General features: G+C 64.1%; 14 protein-coding genes. 2 read left to right on the plus strand and 12 right to left on the minus strand.

What is annotated here, in order from left to right; genetic code table 11:
- Window position 1: 1 nt before the first annotated feature.
- From J2X15_RS13100 to J2X15_RS13155, 12 genes are all read right to left on the minus strand, one after another.
- Complete coding sequence (locus J2X15_RS13100) at window positions 2-595, minus strand: chalcone isomerase family protein (protein WP_310343546.1); 594 nt, start codon at window positions 593-595, stop codon at window positions 2-4.
- The gene (locus J2X15_RS13105) at window positions 592-2,685 is read right to left on the minus strand and encodes a putative bifunctional diguanylate cyclase/phosphodiesterase (RefSeq protein ID WP_310343548.1); all 2,094 of its coding nucleotides are present in this window, start codon (window positions 2,683-2,685) and stop codon (window positions 592-594) included. Before J2X15_RS13105 ends, J2X15_RS13100 begins: the two co-directional genes overlap by 4 nt.
- Before the next feature lie 31 nt (window positions 2,686-2,716).
- Window positions 2,717-3,559: an alpha/beta hydrolase gene (locus tag J2X15_RS13110; protein WP_310343550.1), complete on the minus strand. Its 843-nt coding sequence runs from the start codon at window positions 3,557-3,559 to the stop codon at window positions 2,717-2,719.
- A gap of 16 nt (window positions 3,560-3,575) precedes the next feature.
- Window positions 3,576-5,036, minus strand: a complete 1,461-nt coding sequence (locus J2X15_RS13115; protein WP_310343552.1) for a M20/M25/M40 family metallo-hydrolase — start codon at window positions 5,034-5,036, stop codon at window positions 3,576-3,578.
- A 77-nt stretch (window positions 5,037-5,113) separates the two neighbouring features.
- Window positions 5,114-5,941 carry a 2-oxo-tetronate isomerase gene (otnI, locus tag J2X15_RS13120; protein ID WP_310343554.1) on the minus strand — a complete coding sequence of 276 codons (828 nt, stop codon included), beginning with the start codon at window positions 5,939-5,941 and terminating at the stop codon, window positions 5,114-5,116.
- A 20-nt stretch (window positions 5,942-5,961) separates the two neighbouring features.
- The gene (gene metW, locus J2X15_RS13125) at window positions 5,962-6,543 is read right to left on the minus strand and encodes a methionine biosynthesis protein MetW (protein ID WP_310343555.1); all 582 of its coding nucleotides are present in this window, start codon (window positions 6,541-6,543) and stop codon (window positions 5,962-5,964) included.
- Window positions 6,540-7,772, minus strand: coding sequence for a homoserine O-succinyltransferase MetX (gene metX, locus J2X15_RS13130; protein WP_310343556.1), 1,233 nt, complete (start codon window positions 7,770-7,772; stop codon window positions 6,540-6,542). Before metX ends, metW begins: the two co-directional genes overlap by 4 nt.
- A gap of 535 nt (window positions 7,773-8,307) precedes the next feature.
- A complete protein-coding gene (locus tag J2X15_RS13135; RefSeq protein ID WP_310343557.1) occupies window positions 8,308-10,467 on the minus strand; it encodes a putative bifunctional diguanylate cyclase/phosphodiesterase in 2,160 nt (719 codons plus the stop codon).
- Between the two features lie 9 nt (window positions 10,468-10,476).
- Window positions 10,477-10,971, minus strand: coding sequence for a DoxX family membrane protein (locus tag J2X15_RS13140; protein ID WP_310343558.1), 495 nt, complete (start codon window positions 10,969-10,971; stop codon window positions 10,477-10,479).
- Entirely contained in the window at window positions 10,968-11,765 is a 798-nt protein-coding gene (locus J2X15_RS13145) for an HvfC/BufC family peptide modification chaperone (protein WP_310343559.1), read from the minus strand. The genes J2X15_RS13140 and J2X15_RS13145 overlap by 4 nt, the downstream gene beginning before the upstream one ends.
- Window positions 11,762-12,679: an MNIO family bufferin maturase gene (gene bufB / locus J2X15_RS13150; RefSeq protein ID WP_310343561.1), complete on the minus strand. Its 918-nt coding sequence runs from the start codon at window positions 12,677-12,679 to the stop codon at window positions 11,762-11,764. Before bufB ends, J2X15_RS13145 begins: the two co-directional genes overlap by 4 nt.
- Window positions 12,680-12,708: 29 nt before the next feature.
- Window positions 12,709-12,978, minus strand: coding sequence for a BufA1 family periplasmic bufferin-type metallophore (locus J2X15_RS13155; RefSeq protein ID WP_310343563.1), 270 nt, complete (start codon window positions 12,976-12,978; stop codon window positions 12,709-12,711).
- Window positions 12,979-13,202: 224 nt separating this feature from the next.
- Between J2X15_RS13155 and J2X15_RS13160 the strand changes: the two genes are divergently transcribed.
- Both J2X15_RS13160 and J2X15_RS13165 read left to right on the plus strand, forming a co-directional pair.
- Window positions 13,203-13,772, plus strand: a complete 570-nt coding sequence (locus tag J2X15_RS13160; RefSeq protein WP_310343565.1) for a sigma-70 family RNA polymerase sigma factor — start codon at window positions 13,203-13,205, stop codon at window positions 13,770-13,772.
- Complete coding sequence (locus tag J2X15_RS13165) at window positions 13,769-14,002, plus strand: zf-HC2 domain-containing protein (protein ID WP_310343566.1); 234 nt, start codon at window positions 13,769-13,771, stop codon at window positions 14,000-14,002. The genes J2X15_RS13160 and J2X15_RS13165 overlap by 4 nt, the downstream gene beginning before the upstream one ends.
- Window positions 14,003-14,087 lie beyond the last annotated feature (85 nt).

The raw sequence follows: 14,087 nt of genomic DNA on the forward strand, positions 1-14,087 counted from the left end.
TTTACTGGGCCAGCAGAGCGTCCTTCAGTTTGAAGTCGGCGGGCACCGGGCCCACCCAGATGCGCAGCACCATGTTGAAAAACTCGGTATCCCCCACAGGCGCACCTTGAGCCTGGCCCTGGATGTAGAAGGTGGTGCCCTTGCCCGGCACATATTCCATGGCAAACGTGTCGCCAGCCACCAGCTTGGCCTTGCCCGAGAAAATCTCGATCAAACGGGTGCTGGACGCCGTGTGCTTTTGCACTAGCTCCGGCGATGAATTGCTGGTCAGCCCCTTGATGAAGGCCAGGCCCAGATCGGTGCCCGGCACCTCACGCAGCGCCACAAAGCTCAGGCGCTTGGGGCCGGGCAGGGCCAGCAGCGCCTCGGGCGTGGTGACCTTGCTGGGCGTGTACATCGCCATGTCGTAGACGCGGAAGATGGCTTTGTAGCGCGTGCCCATGCCGTTGATGGCCAGCGTGCTGCCCTGTACCACCTGCGTGGGCGGGAACACACTGGACACCGTGTTGGCCCACGCGCCGTGCAGGCCACTGAAGGCCCCCACGATCGCCAGCGCCATCACCGCGCGCCGCATCCGCCATTGAAGGGAGTTCATACCGCTGTCTCCTTGTTGTGTCGTTCAGCCATCCAGGCCTCCAGGGCCTCCACCGCCAGGGGTCGCGCGATGTAGTAGCCCTGCAGCGTGTGGCAGCCGCTTTCTTGCAGAAAGGCCTGCTGCTCTATGGTCTCCACGCCCTCGGCCACCACGCTCAGGCCCAGCGCATTGGCCAGGCCGACCACGCCGCGCACAATGGCGCGCGAGTCGCTGTCGGTGTCCGCGTCGTTGACGAAGGACTGGTCGATCTTGAGCTGGTTGGGCCGCAGCCGCTTGAGGTAGGCCAGCGAGGAATAGCCGGTACCGAAATCATCAATGGCAATCCCGACACCAAGCTGACGCAGCCGCTCGATGATGCGCTGGCTGGTCTCGGTCTCGGCCATCAGCACGCTCTCGGTGATCTCGATCTCCAGCTCGCTGGGCGCAATGCCGCTGGCGGCCAGTGCAGCCTGCAGGCTGTCGAGCAGGCGGTGGTCGCGAAATTCCAGTGCCGACACATTGACCGCCATATTGCCAACCCGAATGCCGCGCGCCTTCCAGTCCGCCAACTGGCGGCAGGCCTCGCGCAGCGTCCACACGCCCATCTCGGCGATCTTGCCGGACTCTTCGGCCAAACCGATGAACTGACCCGGAAACAGCAGGCCACGCGTGGGGTGCTGCCAGCGCACCAGTGCTTCCACCGCCACCACGGCCCCGCTCATCGCGTCCACCTGCGGCTGGTAATGCAGCACCAGTTCGCCGTGCGCAATGGCGTGGGCCAGCTGTTGCTCCAACTCCAGGCTGGCCTGCAGACGGAAGTTGAGTTCGGAGTGGAAGAAACTGTAGCGCGCGCGGCCCAGGGTCTTGGCCTGGTAGACCGCCACGTCGGCATGTTTGACCAGGGTTTCAAAGTCCTGGGCATCTTCGGGGAACAGCGCAATACCGATGCTGGCTGACACGCGCACCGTGGTGTTGGCCAGTTGCACCGGCTCCTCCACCACACGCAGGATGCGCTCGGCCATCTCACCCAGGGATTCCCAGTGGTCGATGTCGCGCACCATCACCAAGAATTCGTCGCCGCTTTGGCGGCATACCACGTCCACCTCGCGCAGCGTATCGCGCAGGCGGCGCGCCACCTCGATCAGCAGCTCGTCGCCGGCCGCGTGGCCCATGGAATCGTTGACCGCCTTGAAGCGGTCCAGGTCGATGAAGAAAATGCCGAACTGCTGTTGGCTGCGGTGGGCCTGCAACATCTCGCGCTGCACCAGGTCAATGAACAGCGCGCGGTTGGGCAGGCCGGTGAGCTGGTCGTAAAACGCCATCTGCTGCAGCTGGGCGTTTTTGGCACCCAACTGGCCGAACAGCTCGCGCAACTCACTCTGCACCAGGCTCAGGTGGCGGCCCAAGAGACCCAGCTCGTCCTGGCGGCGCCAGACAAAGCGGTTGCCATGGGCATCGGTGTGGTCGTGGTCCAGCAAGGCCGTAGCCTGCTCTTTCAGGCGTTCAATCGGTTTGAGCACGCGCGACACCAGCACCGGCATCAGCACCGCCAAAATCGCCAGCACCTGCAGAGCCACCAGCGACAGCATCTGGCTGCGCCGGGCCTGCAACAGGCCCTGACCATAGGACGCGTCAAACCACACCACCAGTGTGCCCAGCTCTTCACCGGATCGCATCACCTTCTGCACACGCCGTGTCAGGCGGCCCGCTTGGGCATCGTCGTGCAGGGAACGCGCAAACTCGGGCCGCACCCGCTCCAGCTCAGGCGTGTTGGCCAAACCGTCTTCAATGCGCACCGCCACCACCTGCGGGCTCTCCAGCAGGCGCACGGCGGCGGCATCCAGCGCCACGCGGTCCACCACCCACATGGGCTCGGCAATCGACACACTGCCGATCTTCATGAGCGCAGACTCGCTCTGCGCCAACAGGGCTTTTTGGGATTTCTCGGCCAGCTCCTGCTCCAGCGTCAGCAGCAGCACGGCTGGCAGGCTCACGCCAAGCACAACCACCAGCATCATGGTGTACCGCAGCGGCAAGCCGGCGCGCCAGCGGGCACGCAAATTGGCGAAGCTCAGGGGGAAGCGCTGCATAGGCGGTAAAAGGGCTTTCAAAGAAACACGTTAAGCAAGGCTGATGCCGGGCTCAAAACCGCTGCACCAGCCACTGGTGCAGGGTGTCAAACACCTCAGTGGCATCCAGCTCGTTGAATATTTCGTGGTACAGACCATCAAAGCCCTTGGTGGTGACCAGCGCTGCGGGTGCAGCGGCGGCAAAGTCGCGGCTGCCCTGGGGGTTGACCAGGCGGTCGGACCCCGCATACATCAGCAGTGTGGGCACTGTCCATTTCGGAGCCAGGGCCACGGTGGCAGGACCCGCCGTGGCAATGAAGCGGGCCAGGCGCGCGGAAATGCGGTCGTGCACCAGCTTGTCGGTCTTGTACGCGGCCACCACGGCCGGGTCGTGCGAGATGTAGCTGGCGTTCAGGCCATTGCCCACGCGCAGGTTGGGCACCAGCTGGGGCAACACCGCCACCAGCAGCTTCTGGAAGGCATTCAGACCAGGGTTCAGCGCGGGCGATGACATGACCAAGGCGTCCACCGGGCGTATGCCCAGCGACACAAAGCGCCCCGCCACCAGCCCCCCCATGCTGTGGCCCAGCAGAATCAACGGTGTGCCGGGCACCATGCGAGCGCGGGTGCTGTCGACGATGTCGGCCAGGTCGTCCAGCAGGCGGGTGTCATTGGGCAGGCTGCCGGGAAGACCCCCTGACTCGCCATGGCCACACTGGTCGTAGCCACGGGCGGCAAAGCCCCAGGCGTTGAGCTGGCGCGCCACATGGTCGTAGCGGCCCGCATGTTCGCCCAGGCCATGCACGATGACGACCGTGCCACGCGCGGCCACGCCGGGCTCCAGCGGCCAGTCTTGAATGACCACGTTATCGCCATCGCTGGCCACAAAGGTGGTGAGGGTGGTTTCAGAACTCATGGGGAGATGGAGAGGGTCAGGGAAAACGGGAAATCACCTGGGCCACGGCGGCGGTGAGCTTCTTGGCATAGGGCACATGCAGGAATTCATTGGGGCCGTGGGCATTGCTCTTCGGGCCCAGCACACCGCAGACCATCATCTGCGCCTTGGGGAAACCCTTGGACAGCATGTTCATCAGCGGGATGGTTCCGCCCTGCCCGATGTGGCCACAGGGCGCACCAAAATGGGCCTGCGACGCCTCGTCCAACGCCGCATCCAACCAGGGTGCGGTGTCGGGTGCATTCCAGCCGGTGGCGCTAGCGGCGCCTTCAAAGGTGACCCGGGCCTGGTAGGGCGCGTTGTCTTCCAGCAAGGCCTTGAGTTCCTGCACGGCGGAGTCGGCCTCCACCAAGGGCGGCAGGCGCAGGCTGAGCTTGAAGGCGGTGTAGGGGCGCAGCACATTGCCGGCATTCTTCAATTCGGGCAGACCGTCCGCCCCGGTCACGCTGAGCGTGGGCTGCCAGGTGCGCTTGAGCAACGCCTCCAGCGGGTCGGTGGTGGTGGGCAGCGCAAAGGTGGTGGCACCACCGCAGTCGTAGTGGGCCCAGGGAAAGCGCTTGAACAGCTCGTCACCCAAGATGGCCGCGGTGGCCTGGGCCTGCTGCAAGCGGGCGGCAGGCACTTCGCAGTGGAAGCTGGCGGGCAGCAGGCGGCCGGTCTTGCTGTCTTCCAGCCGGTCAAGCACCTGGCGCATGATGCGAAAGCTCGATGGCACCAGGCCGCTGGCATCACCCGAGTGGATACCTTCAGTGAGGATTTCCACCTTGAGCACACCGCTGGCCATGCCGCGCAGGCTGTTGGTCAACCACAGCTGGTCGTAGTTGCCGGCACCCGAATCCAGGCACACCACCAGCCCCACATCGCCCAGCCGTGCTTTCAGGATGTCGATATAGGGCAGCAGGTCGTAGGAGCCGCTTTCCTCGCAGGTCTCGATCAGACCGACCACGCGCGGGTGGGGCATGTTCTGGCTTTTGAGGGCCTGCAGCGCGGCAATGGCGGCGTAGGCGGCATAGCCATCGTCGGCACCACCCCGGCCATAGAGCTTCCCGTCTTCGTATTTGGGGGTCCAGGGGCCCAAGTCATTGCGCCAGCCGGAAAACTCGGGTTGCTTGTCCAGGTGGCCGTACATCAGCACGGTCTGGGTGGAGGTACTGGCGCTGGCCGCCACTTCAAAAAACAACACGGGGGTGCGGCCTTCCAGCCGCACCACTTCAAGGGTCAGGCCGGGTACCTTCTGCGCCTCAATCCACTGGGCGGTGGTGCGCACCACGGTTTCGATATGGCCGCCGCTGGCCCAGTCGGCATCAAACATGGGCGATTTGGCGGGGATGCGGATGTAGTCTTCCAGACGGTGAACGATGTCACGGTCCCAGGCTTGGCTGACATGCTCCAGGGCTTGGGGTGCATTCAGGGCAGCAGACGGTACGCGGGCGTTCATGGTGAACTCCTGAAACAACAGAGTGGGTGGTTCGCCATCATGCCATGCGCCAACCCCAATCTGGCTGTGGCAAACCCTCAGCGCAGGGGCGTGTCGCGCCAGCCCAACCCGGCCTGGGTGCCACCCGGCTGCGCGCCCAACCGGGGGCGGTATTCGCAACCCACCCAACCGTCGAAGCCCAGTTCGTCCACCAAGGCCAACAGGTAGGGGTAGTGCAGCTCGCCTTGCGAGGGCTCCTGGCGCTCGGGCACACCGGCAATCTGGATATGGCCTACCGCGCCCGTGGGCAAGTACTGGCGCAGCTTGCTGGCCACATCACCCTCAGTCACCTGGCAGTGGTACAGGTCCATCTGCACCTGCAGGTGGGGCGAGCCTACCTCGGCCACCACGGCATGGGCCTGGGCCTGGTGGACCAAAAAATAACCCGGCATGTCGCGCGGGTTGATGGGTTCAATCAGCAGCGTGCATCCCTGCTGCTGCGCCTGCTCGGCTGCCCAGCGCAAATTGCGCACATAGGTGGCGTGCAGGACAGCCCGGTCCGCAGCCTGCGGCACCAGCCCCGCCATCACATGGATGCGCGGGCACTGCAGCACGGCGGCATAGCGCAGCGCGGTGGTGATACCCGCTTGGAATTCAGCCTCGCGCCCCGGCAGGCAAGCGGTGCCGCGCTCGCCCCGGTCCCAGGCGCTGGCCATGGACGCGGCGTCGCTGCCCGCAGGCGGCGCGTTGAACAGCACCTGCTGCAAGCCTGCCGCCTGCAGCGGGGCCGCCAGCGCCTCGGGCGCCCAGGCATAGGGAAACAAAAACTCCACGCCTGCAAAACCATCCGCCGCGGCCGCTGCAAAGCGCTCCAGAAATGGATGCTCGGTGTACAGAAAACTCAGGTTGGCGGCGAAGCGGGGCATGGGCGGTAGGGCCGGAAGCGTTAGCGGGCCAGCTTGTAGACCGAGGTACCGGCGCGCAGGTTGGGCGCAAAGCGCACGGTGCGGCCATCCTGCAGGCCAAAGCTGTCGAGCACGCGCAGGCCATTGCGCTGGGCCAGCTCGGCCAAGTCCGCGTGGGTGCCCACGCGGATGTTGGGCGTGTCGTACCACTGGTAGGGCAGGCGCCGGGTCACCGGCATGCGGCCTTGCAGAATGCTCAGGCGGTTGGGCCAGTGCGCAAAGTTGGGGAAGGCCACGATGCCCACGCGGCCCACGCGGGCCGTTTCCTTGAGCATGGTCTCAGCGTTGCGCAGGTGCTGCAGCGTGTCGATCTGCAGCACCACGTCAAAGCTCGCGTCTTCGAACATGGTCAGGCCCTGGTCCAGGTTCAGCTGCAGCACGTTCACGCCGCGCTGCACGCAAGCCAGCACATTCGCGTCGTCCAGCTCCACGCCGTAGCCGGTGCAGGCACGGTGGCGCTGCAGGTGGTCGAGCAAGGCGCCGTCGCCACAGCCCAGGTCCAGCACACGGGCACCCTGGGGCACCAGGCTGGCAATCGCGTGCAGGGTGTTCAGGTCGGTCATGCTGATAGAGCCCCCAGGCTGGTCGCTACGCGTACTGCGCTGCCCCCCGAGGGGGTGCTTTCCGCCTTGGGGCGGCCCGGCGGCGGAAACACCTCCAGTGCACGTGCGATGCTATTGAAATAGGAGCTGACCACGCCCGTATAGCGGGGGTCATCGAGCAAAAAGGCATCATGACCATGCGGCGCGTCGATCTCGGCATAGCTGACATCCCGCTTGTTGTCGAGCAGCGCCTTGACGATCTCCCGGCTGCGCTTGGGGCTGAAACGCCAGTCGGTGGTGAAGCTCACCAGCAGGAACTTACAAGTAGCGCGCGCCAGCGCCTGGCTCAGGTCGCCGCCAAAGGCGCGGGCCGGGTCAAAGTAGTCCAGCGCGCGGGTGATCAGCAGGTAGGTATTGGCGTCAAAGTACTCGGCAAACTTGTCGCCCTGGTAGCGCAGGTAGCTCTCGATCTGGAACTCCACGTCCTGCGTCGAATACTTGTAGCCCGATGCGTGGTCCAGCAAGGTTTCCTTGAGCTGGCGGCCAAACTTTTCGTTCATCACGTCGTCGCTCAAATACGTGATGTGGCCGATCATGCGGGCAATGCGCAAGCCGCGTTTGGGGATCACGCCGTGCTCATAGAAGTGCCCCCCATGGAAGTCGGGGTCAGTCACGATGGCGCGGCGCGCCACCTCGTTGAAGGCGATGTTTTCGGCCGTCAGGTTTGGCGCACTGGCCACCACCACGGCGTGCTGCACGCGATCGGGGTACTGCAGCGTCCAGCTCAGGGCCTGCATGCCACCCAGGCTGCCACCCAGCACCGCGGCCAGCGTTCGAATGCCGAGTGCGTCCAGCAATCGGGCCTGCGCGGTAACCCAGTCTTCCACCGTCACCACCGGAAAATCCGCGCCATACACCTTGCCCGTATGGGGGTCGGTGTGCATGGGGCCAGTGGAGCCAAAGCAGGAGCCCAGGTTGTTCACGCCAATGACAAAGAAGCGGTTGGTGTCCACCGACTTGCCGGGGCCGATCATGTTGTCCCACCAGCCCTCGCTTTTGTCCTGGCCCGCATACACGCCCGCCACATGGTGCGAGGCATTGAGCGCATGGCACACCAGCACCGCGTTGGACTTGTCGGCGTTCAGCGTGCCGTAGGTCTCGTAACTCAGGGAATAGCCATGCAGCAACGCACCGCTTTGCATAGGCAAAGGGGCATCGAAGCGCATGGACTGGGGCGTGGCGATCAGCATAAAAACAAAACCCGGCAACGCTAAACGCGGGCCGGGTTGCAATGCCTAATGGCGGGTCCGTGTTTAGCTGAATTTATTAAGCGCCCGCAAGCTGGAGCAAATTGGCGCTGTGAGCCCAAAGTATAGCAAGCCTCCTCTTTGTGACGCTACACCGCCCATTTTTTACCCTGCGCTGCGTAGTCCAACACCAGGTGAAACACGTTGTCGCACGTTGACTGGAATAGTCCTCGGTCGTAGCTTTCTACGGGAAGCTCGCGGTCTAACACTTCGGCAACCGCGGAACGGACAATGCGACGGGTCTGGTCTGTTTTGTACCAGTCCTGCACCAAGACTTTGGGCTGCACATCGTGCAACCACACATGCTGCAAACAACGCCCGCCCAATCTGGGCTTCGGTGAAGATAAGACGCAAAAAAATCACACAAATCAACGACTTGGAACCGTACTTCCGACTGACTCAATTTCCTTCCATCAAAGTCATCGCGATTGCTCTCTATTTGAGAGCACGTTGCGCAATGAATACGGGGGCTAGAGGTCTATTTTGCACTCAACGCGGGTGCCTCAGTCACACTGTCCAGCCAGGCCTGCAGCTGCGCCCCGTACAGAGGCCGGCTACCCAGGTAGCCCTGCATCACATCGCAACCCAGTTGGGCGATGGTGCTGCGTTCGGCCTCGGTCTCCACGCCTTCGGCGGTGACAAACAGGTCCATGCCATGGCCCATTTCGATCATGGCCTTGACCAGCTTTTGCGTGCGGGGTGCCTTGTCGATGCCGTCGATAAAGCTGCGGTCGATCTTCAGCTCGCTGACCGGCAGCTTTTGCAAATACGCCAGTGAGGAGTAGCCGGTGCCAAAGTCGTCAATCGACAGTGGAATGCCCACGGCACGCAGCGCGTGCAGCAGCTCCACGCTCTTCTGCGCGTCTTCCATCAAGCCACTCTCAGTAATCTCCAGCCGCAGGCGCTGTGGGTTGATGCCGCTGCGCGCCACCTTCTGGCCCACGCGTTGGGCAAAACCGGCATCCTGCAAATCCCGCGTACTCACGTTGACGGCAATGCTGAGCGCCGGGTGCGTGGTCTGCCAGGCCTGCAGCGTCTGCAAGGCTTGGTCCAGCATCCAGTCGGTCACCATGGTGATGTAGCCGGTCTGCTCGGCAAACGGCACAAATTCCGCCGGTGACACAAAACCGCGCTGCGGGTGTATCCAGCGCACCAGTGCTTCGGCGCCCACGGGCTGGCCCGTGCCCGCCAAAGAAAACTTGGGTTGCAGCCACATTTGCAGCTGCGACTGCGCCACCGCCGCGCGCAGGTCGGACACCAGCCCCAGGTGGTCCAACCGTGCAGCCTCTTGCGCGGCGCTGTACCAGGCGTGGCTGAGGGCTGCGCGCTTGGCACTGTGCAAGGCCACCTCGGCGTTGCGTAGCAGCGCGCCCACAGTCCCGTTGCCGGTGTCGGTGGTATCGGCAAAGCCGCAGCTCAGGCTCAGGTCCACGCTGTGGCCGCTGCAGGCCACAGACGCGGTGGTGGCCTCATCCAAATCTGCGTGCAATTGCTCGACGGCACTGCGCTGGTCCGCCTGAAAGGCCGCGGCAAACGTGCCACCCGACAGCCGCGCCACCACCCACTGAGGCCCGATCAGCCCGCGCCGGGCCGCAGCGCCCAGCACCAGGCTGGCGCGCACGCCCAGCTCTTTGATCAGCGTGTCGCCCGTGGTGTAGCCCAGGGTTTCGTTGATGATTTTCAAACGCGCCAGGTCCACCAGCACCAAGGTATTGGCGCCCTCGGGCCCTGGATGCTGGGGGTTAAGCAGGGCCGTGCGGTTGGGCAGGCCGGTCAGGCTGTCCTGGTAGGCAAGGCGCACGATTTGCTGCTCCCGCTGGGACACCGCGTCGGACATGGTGTTCAGCGCCTGGCCCACACGGTCAATTTCTTCAGTGCCGGTGGTTTGCACCTGGTGGGCGTAGTCGCCCTGGGCAATGTGGTGCGCGGCCCGCTCCAGCCGGGCCAGCGGTGCTACCACGCTGCGCGTGGTGCGCCAAGCCAGATAGGTGGCCAGTGCGATGGCCAGCAGCGACAACAGGCCCACCCACATGGCCACGCGCCCGAACAGCACGCGCGCATCACTGAGCTGCGCCTCCACACGCTGGCGCTCGCGTTGCAGCAGCGTGCCGGATTCACGCAACATGGCGGTGAGTGCGGGGTTCACCTGGTCGTTCAAGGCCCGGGCCGCGGCCTGCATGTTGTCGCCCTCGATCTCATCCACCGTGGCAATGAAGGCCTGCGCATACATCGCACGGCAGGCTACCAAGCGGCGCAAGGTGGCTTCTTGTTCGGGGTCTTTGAGCTCGTCCGACAGCGATTCGATGATGCCGTCAATGCTGCGGTTGCGCGCATCCACATCGGCGTATTCCTTCACGCGGTCGGCGCGCGGCGCGTGCACCAGCCGCACCAAGGCGCTTCCCACGCCTTCCGTCTGTAGTGAGAGCGCCTGCACGCGCAGCAACCGCTGCATGTCGCCGGTCGCAAAGCGTTGCGTCACGTCAGACACCAGGCGCAACTGCCATGCGGTTTGCACCAGCGCCAGCAACACCATGAGCACCAGCGCCCCCAGCCCCAGGGTCAGACGCCAGGCGATGCGCTTGGGCCAGAGCCGGGCCAGACCCGTGGGGATTGCGGAGGAGAGAGGGTCAGGCGCCATGGCAGAAGGTTAACCCCTGCGCAGCCACCAGTCGCGCAGCCAGGGGCCCAGTGCCCAGTTGCCCGGGCCAAACAGCGCCAGTGCGGCCAGCAGCACGCCCCAGGTGATGTGCTGCTGCAGCGCCGCCGGCGCCACCTCGGCCAGCGACACCACGGCCACAGCGTTCACCACACTCAGACCCAGCGCGGCGAAGCGCCCACCCAAGCCCAGCACCAGCAGCACTGGCAGGGCCAGCTCGCCGGTAGTACCCATGGCGGCGGCCAGCGCGGGTGGCAACAGCGGCACCTTGTACTCGTCCATGAACAACGCTAGCGTGATGTCCCAATCGCGCAGCTTGGTCAGGCCCGAGGCAAAAAACACCTGGGCTACATACAGGCGGGCCAGCAAGGCGGCCAACGGCTGCAGCGCCACTAGGCCGCGTTCCAGCCAGCCCCAGGCCAACAGACCACGGGTGATGAGGGAGGGCGAGTGCAACAGGGGCTGCGGCATGGGCGTAGGTTTCATGGGTCGAGCGAAAGAGAAGAAGGCGGTATCTGCACCACCGAGAGCAACAAACCGGTTTGCACCGCCAGCGGCAGCCAGGCGCCCACATCTAACGTGGGCGCGGCATCCAACGCCTGTCCCAGCGTGCCAGCGGCCAGCAACACCGCCAGCGCATCGGCTTCACCCGCCAGCGCGGCACGAGCACACGAGCGCAGGCCCTGGCGCCACACCACGGTGTCTTGGGCCACACGGTCGCGGATTTGCGCACCGGCCTCGGCCAGGCTGGGGCTGTGCTCCAGATGGGCACCCACAATGCTGGCCACGGGCCAGGGGCTGCGCAGCACGCGGCAGCCCGGGGCCAGGGTCAGCTGCAGGGTGGCAGGGTCTTCAGATGTCAGCAGTGCCAAGGTAGACAAGTCCGGTGTCTGGTCGGACGCCGTGGCGGCCACGTGCAATGCCCATTCCACGCGGGCCACATCGGCTAAATACGGCTCATCGGCCAGTTGCCCACTGGCCTGCACGAAGTCGGGCAGTGCATCACCCCACTGGGCCAAGTCTCCACACTGTGGCGGCTGGGCGTGCCACAGCGCACGGGCCAGGTCACCAAAACTGTCGTCACCCAGCAGTTGGGCCAGCAACGGGTAGGCGCCTTGCAAAGCCCGGCCTGCCAGCTGGTGGCCGTTGGATTGATAAGCTTTTTGGCCTCTAGCCCCCGTATCTATTGCGCGAGCAGCTACTTTTTTCATAGCATCTTCGGCAGGCCAAGCAAACAAGGCCTCCACCAGCGCCTGCTGTTGTGCGGCCAGCGTGCTCATGCGGCCACCGACTCAAAGACACTGGCGCAGACGGCGCGAGCGTGCTGGGCCTCGTCCAACAGCACGTCCAGCGCGGGCACATCGGTGTCCCACTCGATGAGCGTGGGCACGCAGCCAAAACGCGCCACGGCATGGGCGTACAGCGCCCAGACCTCGGGGCAGACGCGGCTGCCATGGTCGTCGATGACGATCTCCCCATGCGCATCCGACACATGGCAGTGCCCGGCCAAATGCAGCTCGCCCACCACCTCGGCAGGTATCGCATCCAGCCAGTCACGGCAGGCCTGCATCGGGTCGGTCACCAGCCCCTCGCGCTGTGCGTTCAGGGCATTCACATAAATGTTGTTCACATCCACCAGCAGCAGACAGCCTGTACGACGGGCCAGCGTGACCAGAAATTCGGTTTCGCTCCAGGCCGCATCGGCGGGCGTATTCCAGCGCAAGTAAGCCGAGAGGTTTTCCACCATGAAGCGGCGCTGCAAGCGGTCTTGCACTTGGTGCACATGGCCGCACAGCAGGTCTAGCGCTTCGGTGGTGAAGGGAATGGGCAGCAGGTCGGACGCATGCACCGTGTGGCCGTTGAACACCCCGCGGGCAAAGCTCGCATGGTCGCTGACGCGCGCCGGGTCTATGCGCTGCACGAGTGCGGCCAACTGATCCAGGTGCCAGGGGTCCAGCCCCACGGCCGAACCCAATGACAGGCCCACGCCATGCAGGCTGATGGGGTAGAGCGCGCGGCCCTGCTCCAGCACGGCCAGCGCGGCACCGCCCTGGCCAAAGAAATTCTCGGAATGGACTTCAAGGAAATCCAATGCGGGCTGCCGCTGTAGCAGCTCCGCGTAATGAGGGTGCCGCCACCCCAGGCCCACCACCGCATCGGTGGCTAGAGGCATGGGCGCCGCGGAGGACAGCATGGTGGCGAGCACAGAAACGCTATTACGAATTAGCTCTTCATCTTCTTGGCGTCGTCCATGGACAGGCCCTTCATGTCCTTGCACGTGCCCTTGGCCACGTACTTCCAGTCGTCCTTGCTCATGTCGACCTTGGCCTGACCTGCGCAGGAATGGCTACCCGACAGGTTCGCGCAGTCGTTTTGGCCAGCCTTGGCGATGCCAAAGCATTTTTCTTTTTCCTGGGCAGCCACGGGGGCAGAGGCCAAAGCCAGAGTCATCAGGGTGGCTGCAGTGGCAGCGAGCATTGCGCGTTGGTTCATTTGGAAACTCCTAAGTGAATAAAGTAGAAACAGGTGACACATCAACCAGGACTTGCCTGTGCACATCGGCACCATTGCACTGGTTGACGTTTAGTCTGTGGCCGGGTGTGTTTCTTACATTACGGCCGCAAAAAATTTGCAGCGCAAGGGTTTTCCCGCGTTTTTGCACGCTGCGTCCCATGGCGAAAACGTACACTGCGCGCAGCCCCACATCGCCATCCACCATGCCAAGCTTTGAACACCAAATCGTCGAACTGCGCGACTACCTGCTCAAGTTCGCGCGGCTGCAGCTGCGCAACGACGCCTGGGCCGAGGATGCGGTCTCGGAGACCGTGCTGGCCGCCCTGGCCAAGCCCCAGGCTTTTGGCAACCGCTCGCAACTCAAGACCTGGCTGGTAGGCATCCTCAAGCACAAGGTCATCGACGCGCTGCGCCACCACAGCCGCGAAGTGGGAGGGCTGGACACCGGGGAAGATGGTGAGAGCGACCCGATGGACTACATCGCCTTCCAGGCCGACGGCCATTTCGCCCAAGCACCGGCCGAATGGGGCAATCCCGAGCAGCAGCTGACCAGCCGCCAGTTCTTTGAAGTGCTGGAAGCCTGCACCACCAAGCTGCCCGCGGGCCAAGGCCGGTTGTTTCTGATGCGCGAATGGTTGGAGCTGTCCAGCGAGGAAATTTGTAAGGAACTCCAGCTCACGCCGACCAACCTCTACGTCCAACTGCACCGCGCCCGCCTGCGTTTGCGCGAATGCCTTGAAATGAACTGGTTTGCGAAGGCCCTCACCCCATGATGCCGCTCAGAAGAACATGCCGCGAAGCAGCCGCCCTGATGGTGGGCCGGGAAGACCGCGCCCTGGGCCTGGCCGACAGGCTCGCACTGCGCCTGCATTTGATGGCCTGTGGCGCCTGCCCCAAGTTCGAGCGGCAGATGCTGGCCATGCGCAATGGTCTGCGCCAATGGCGCAATTACGCCGAAAACGACGATTCCAACGGGGTTTCCCCAGAAAAGTTCAAAAATTAGCTTGCTTTTTTGAAAACAGGCGCATAATGGTCTTGCATTGCCGTAAATACGACGGTGCAAGTTTGCGGTGATTAGTCAGTTTCGC

The organism is Rhodoferax saidenbachensis (assembly GCF_031457975.1).
Taxonomy (GTDB): Bacteria; Pseudomonadota; Gammaproteobacteria; order Burkholderiales; family Burkholderiaceae_C; genus Allorhodoferax; species Allorhodoferax saidenbachensis_A.

Excerpts from the sequence above, each read along its gene's own strand:
- otnI (WP_310343554.1), bottom strand. The coding sequence starts at position 5,941 with ATGCCCCGCTTCGCCGCCAACCTGAGTTTTCTGTACACCGAGCATCCA.
- J2X15_RS13165 (WP_310343566.1), top strand. The coding sequence starts at position 13,769 with ATGATGCCGCTCAGAAGAACATGCCGCGAAGCAGCCGCCCTGATGGTG.
- J2X15_RS13155 (WP_310343563.1), bottom strand. The coding sequence starts at position 12,978 with ATGAACCAACGCGCAATGCTCGCTGCCACTGCAGCCACCCTGATGACT.
- J2X15_RS13145 (WP_310343559.1), bottom strand. The coding sequence starts at position 11,765 with ATGAGCACGCTGGCCGCACAACAGCAGGCGCTGGTGGAGGCCTTGTTT.
- J2X15_RS13115 (WP_310343552.1), bottom strand. The coding sequence starts at position 5,036 with ATGAACGCCCGCGTACCGTCTGCTGCCCTGAATGCACCCCAAGCCCTG.
- J2X15_RS13110 (WP_310343550.1), bottom strand. The coding sequence starts at position 3,559 with ATGAGTTCTGAAACCACCCTCACCACCTTTGTGGCCAGCGATGGCGAT.
- J2X15_RS13160 (WP_310343565.1), top strand. The coding sequence starts at position 13,203 with ATGCCAAGCTTTGAACACCAAATCGTCGAACTGCGCGACTACCTGCTC.
- metW (WP_310343555.1), bottom strand. The coding sequence starts at position 6,543 with ATGACCGACCTGAACACCCTGCACGCGATTGCCAGCCTGGTGCCCCAG.
- metX (WP_310343556.1), bottom strand. The coding sequence starts at position 7,772 with ATGCTGATCGCCACGCCCCAGTCCATGCGCTTCGATGCCCCTTTGCCT.
- J2X15_RS13100 (WP_310343546.1), bottom strand. The coding sequence starts at position 595 with ATGAACTCCCTTCAATGGCGGATGCGGCGCGCGGTGATGGCGCTGGCG.
- bufB (WP_310343561.1), bottom strand. The coding sequence starts at position 12,679 with ATGCTGTCCTCCGCGGCGCCCATGCCTCTAGCCACCGATGCGGTGGTG.
- J2X15_RS13135 (WP_310343557.1), bottom strand. The coding sequence starts at position 10,467 with ATGGCGCCTGACCCTCTCTCCTCCGCAATCCCCACGGGTCTGGCCCGG.
- J2X15_RS13140 (WP_310343558.1), bottom strand. The coding sequence starts at position 10,971 with ATGAAACCTACGCCCATGCCGCAGCCCCTGTTGCACTCGCCCTCCCTC.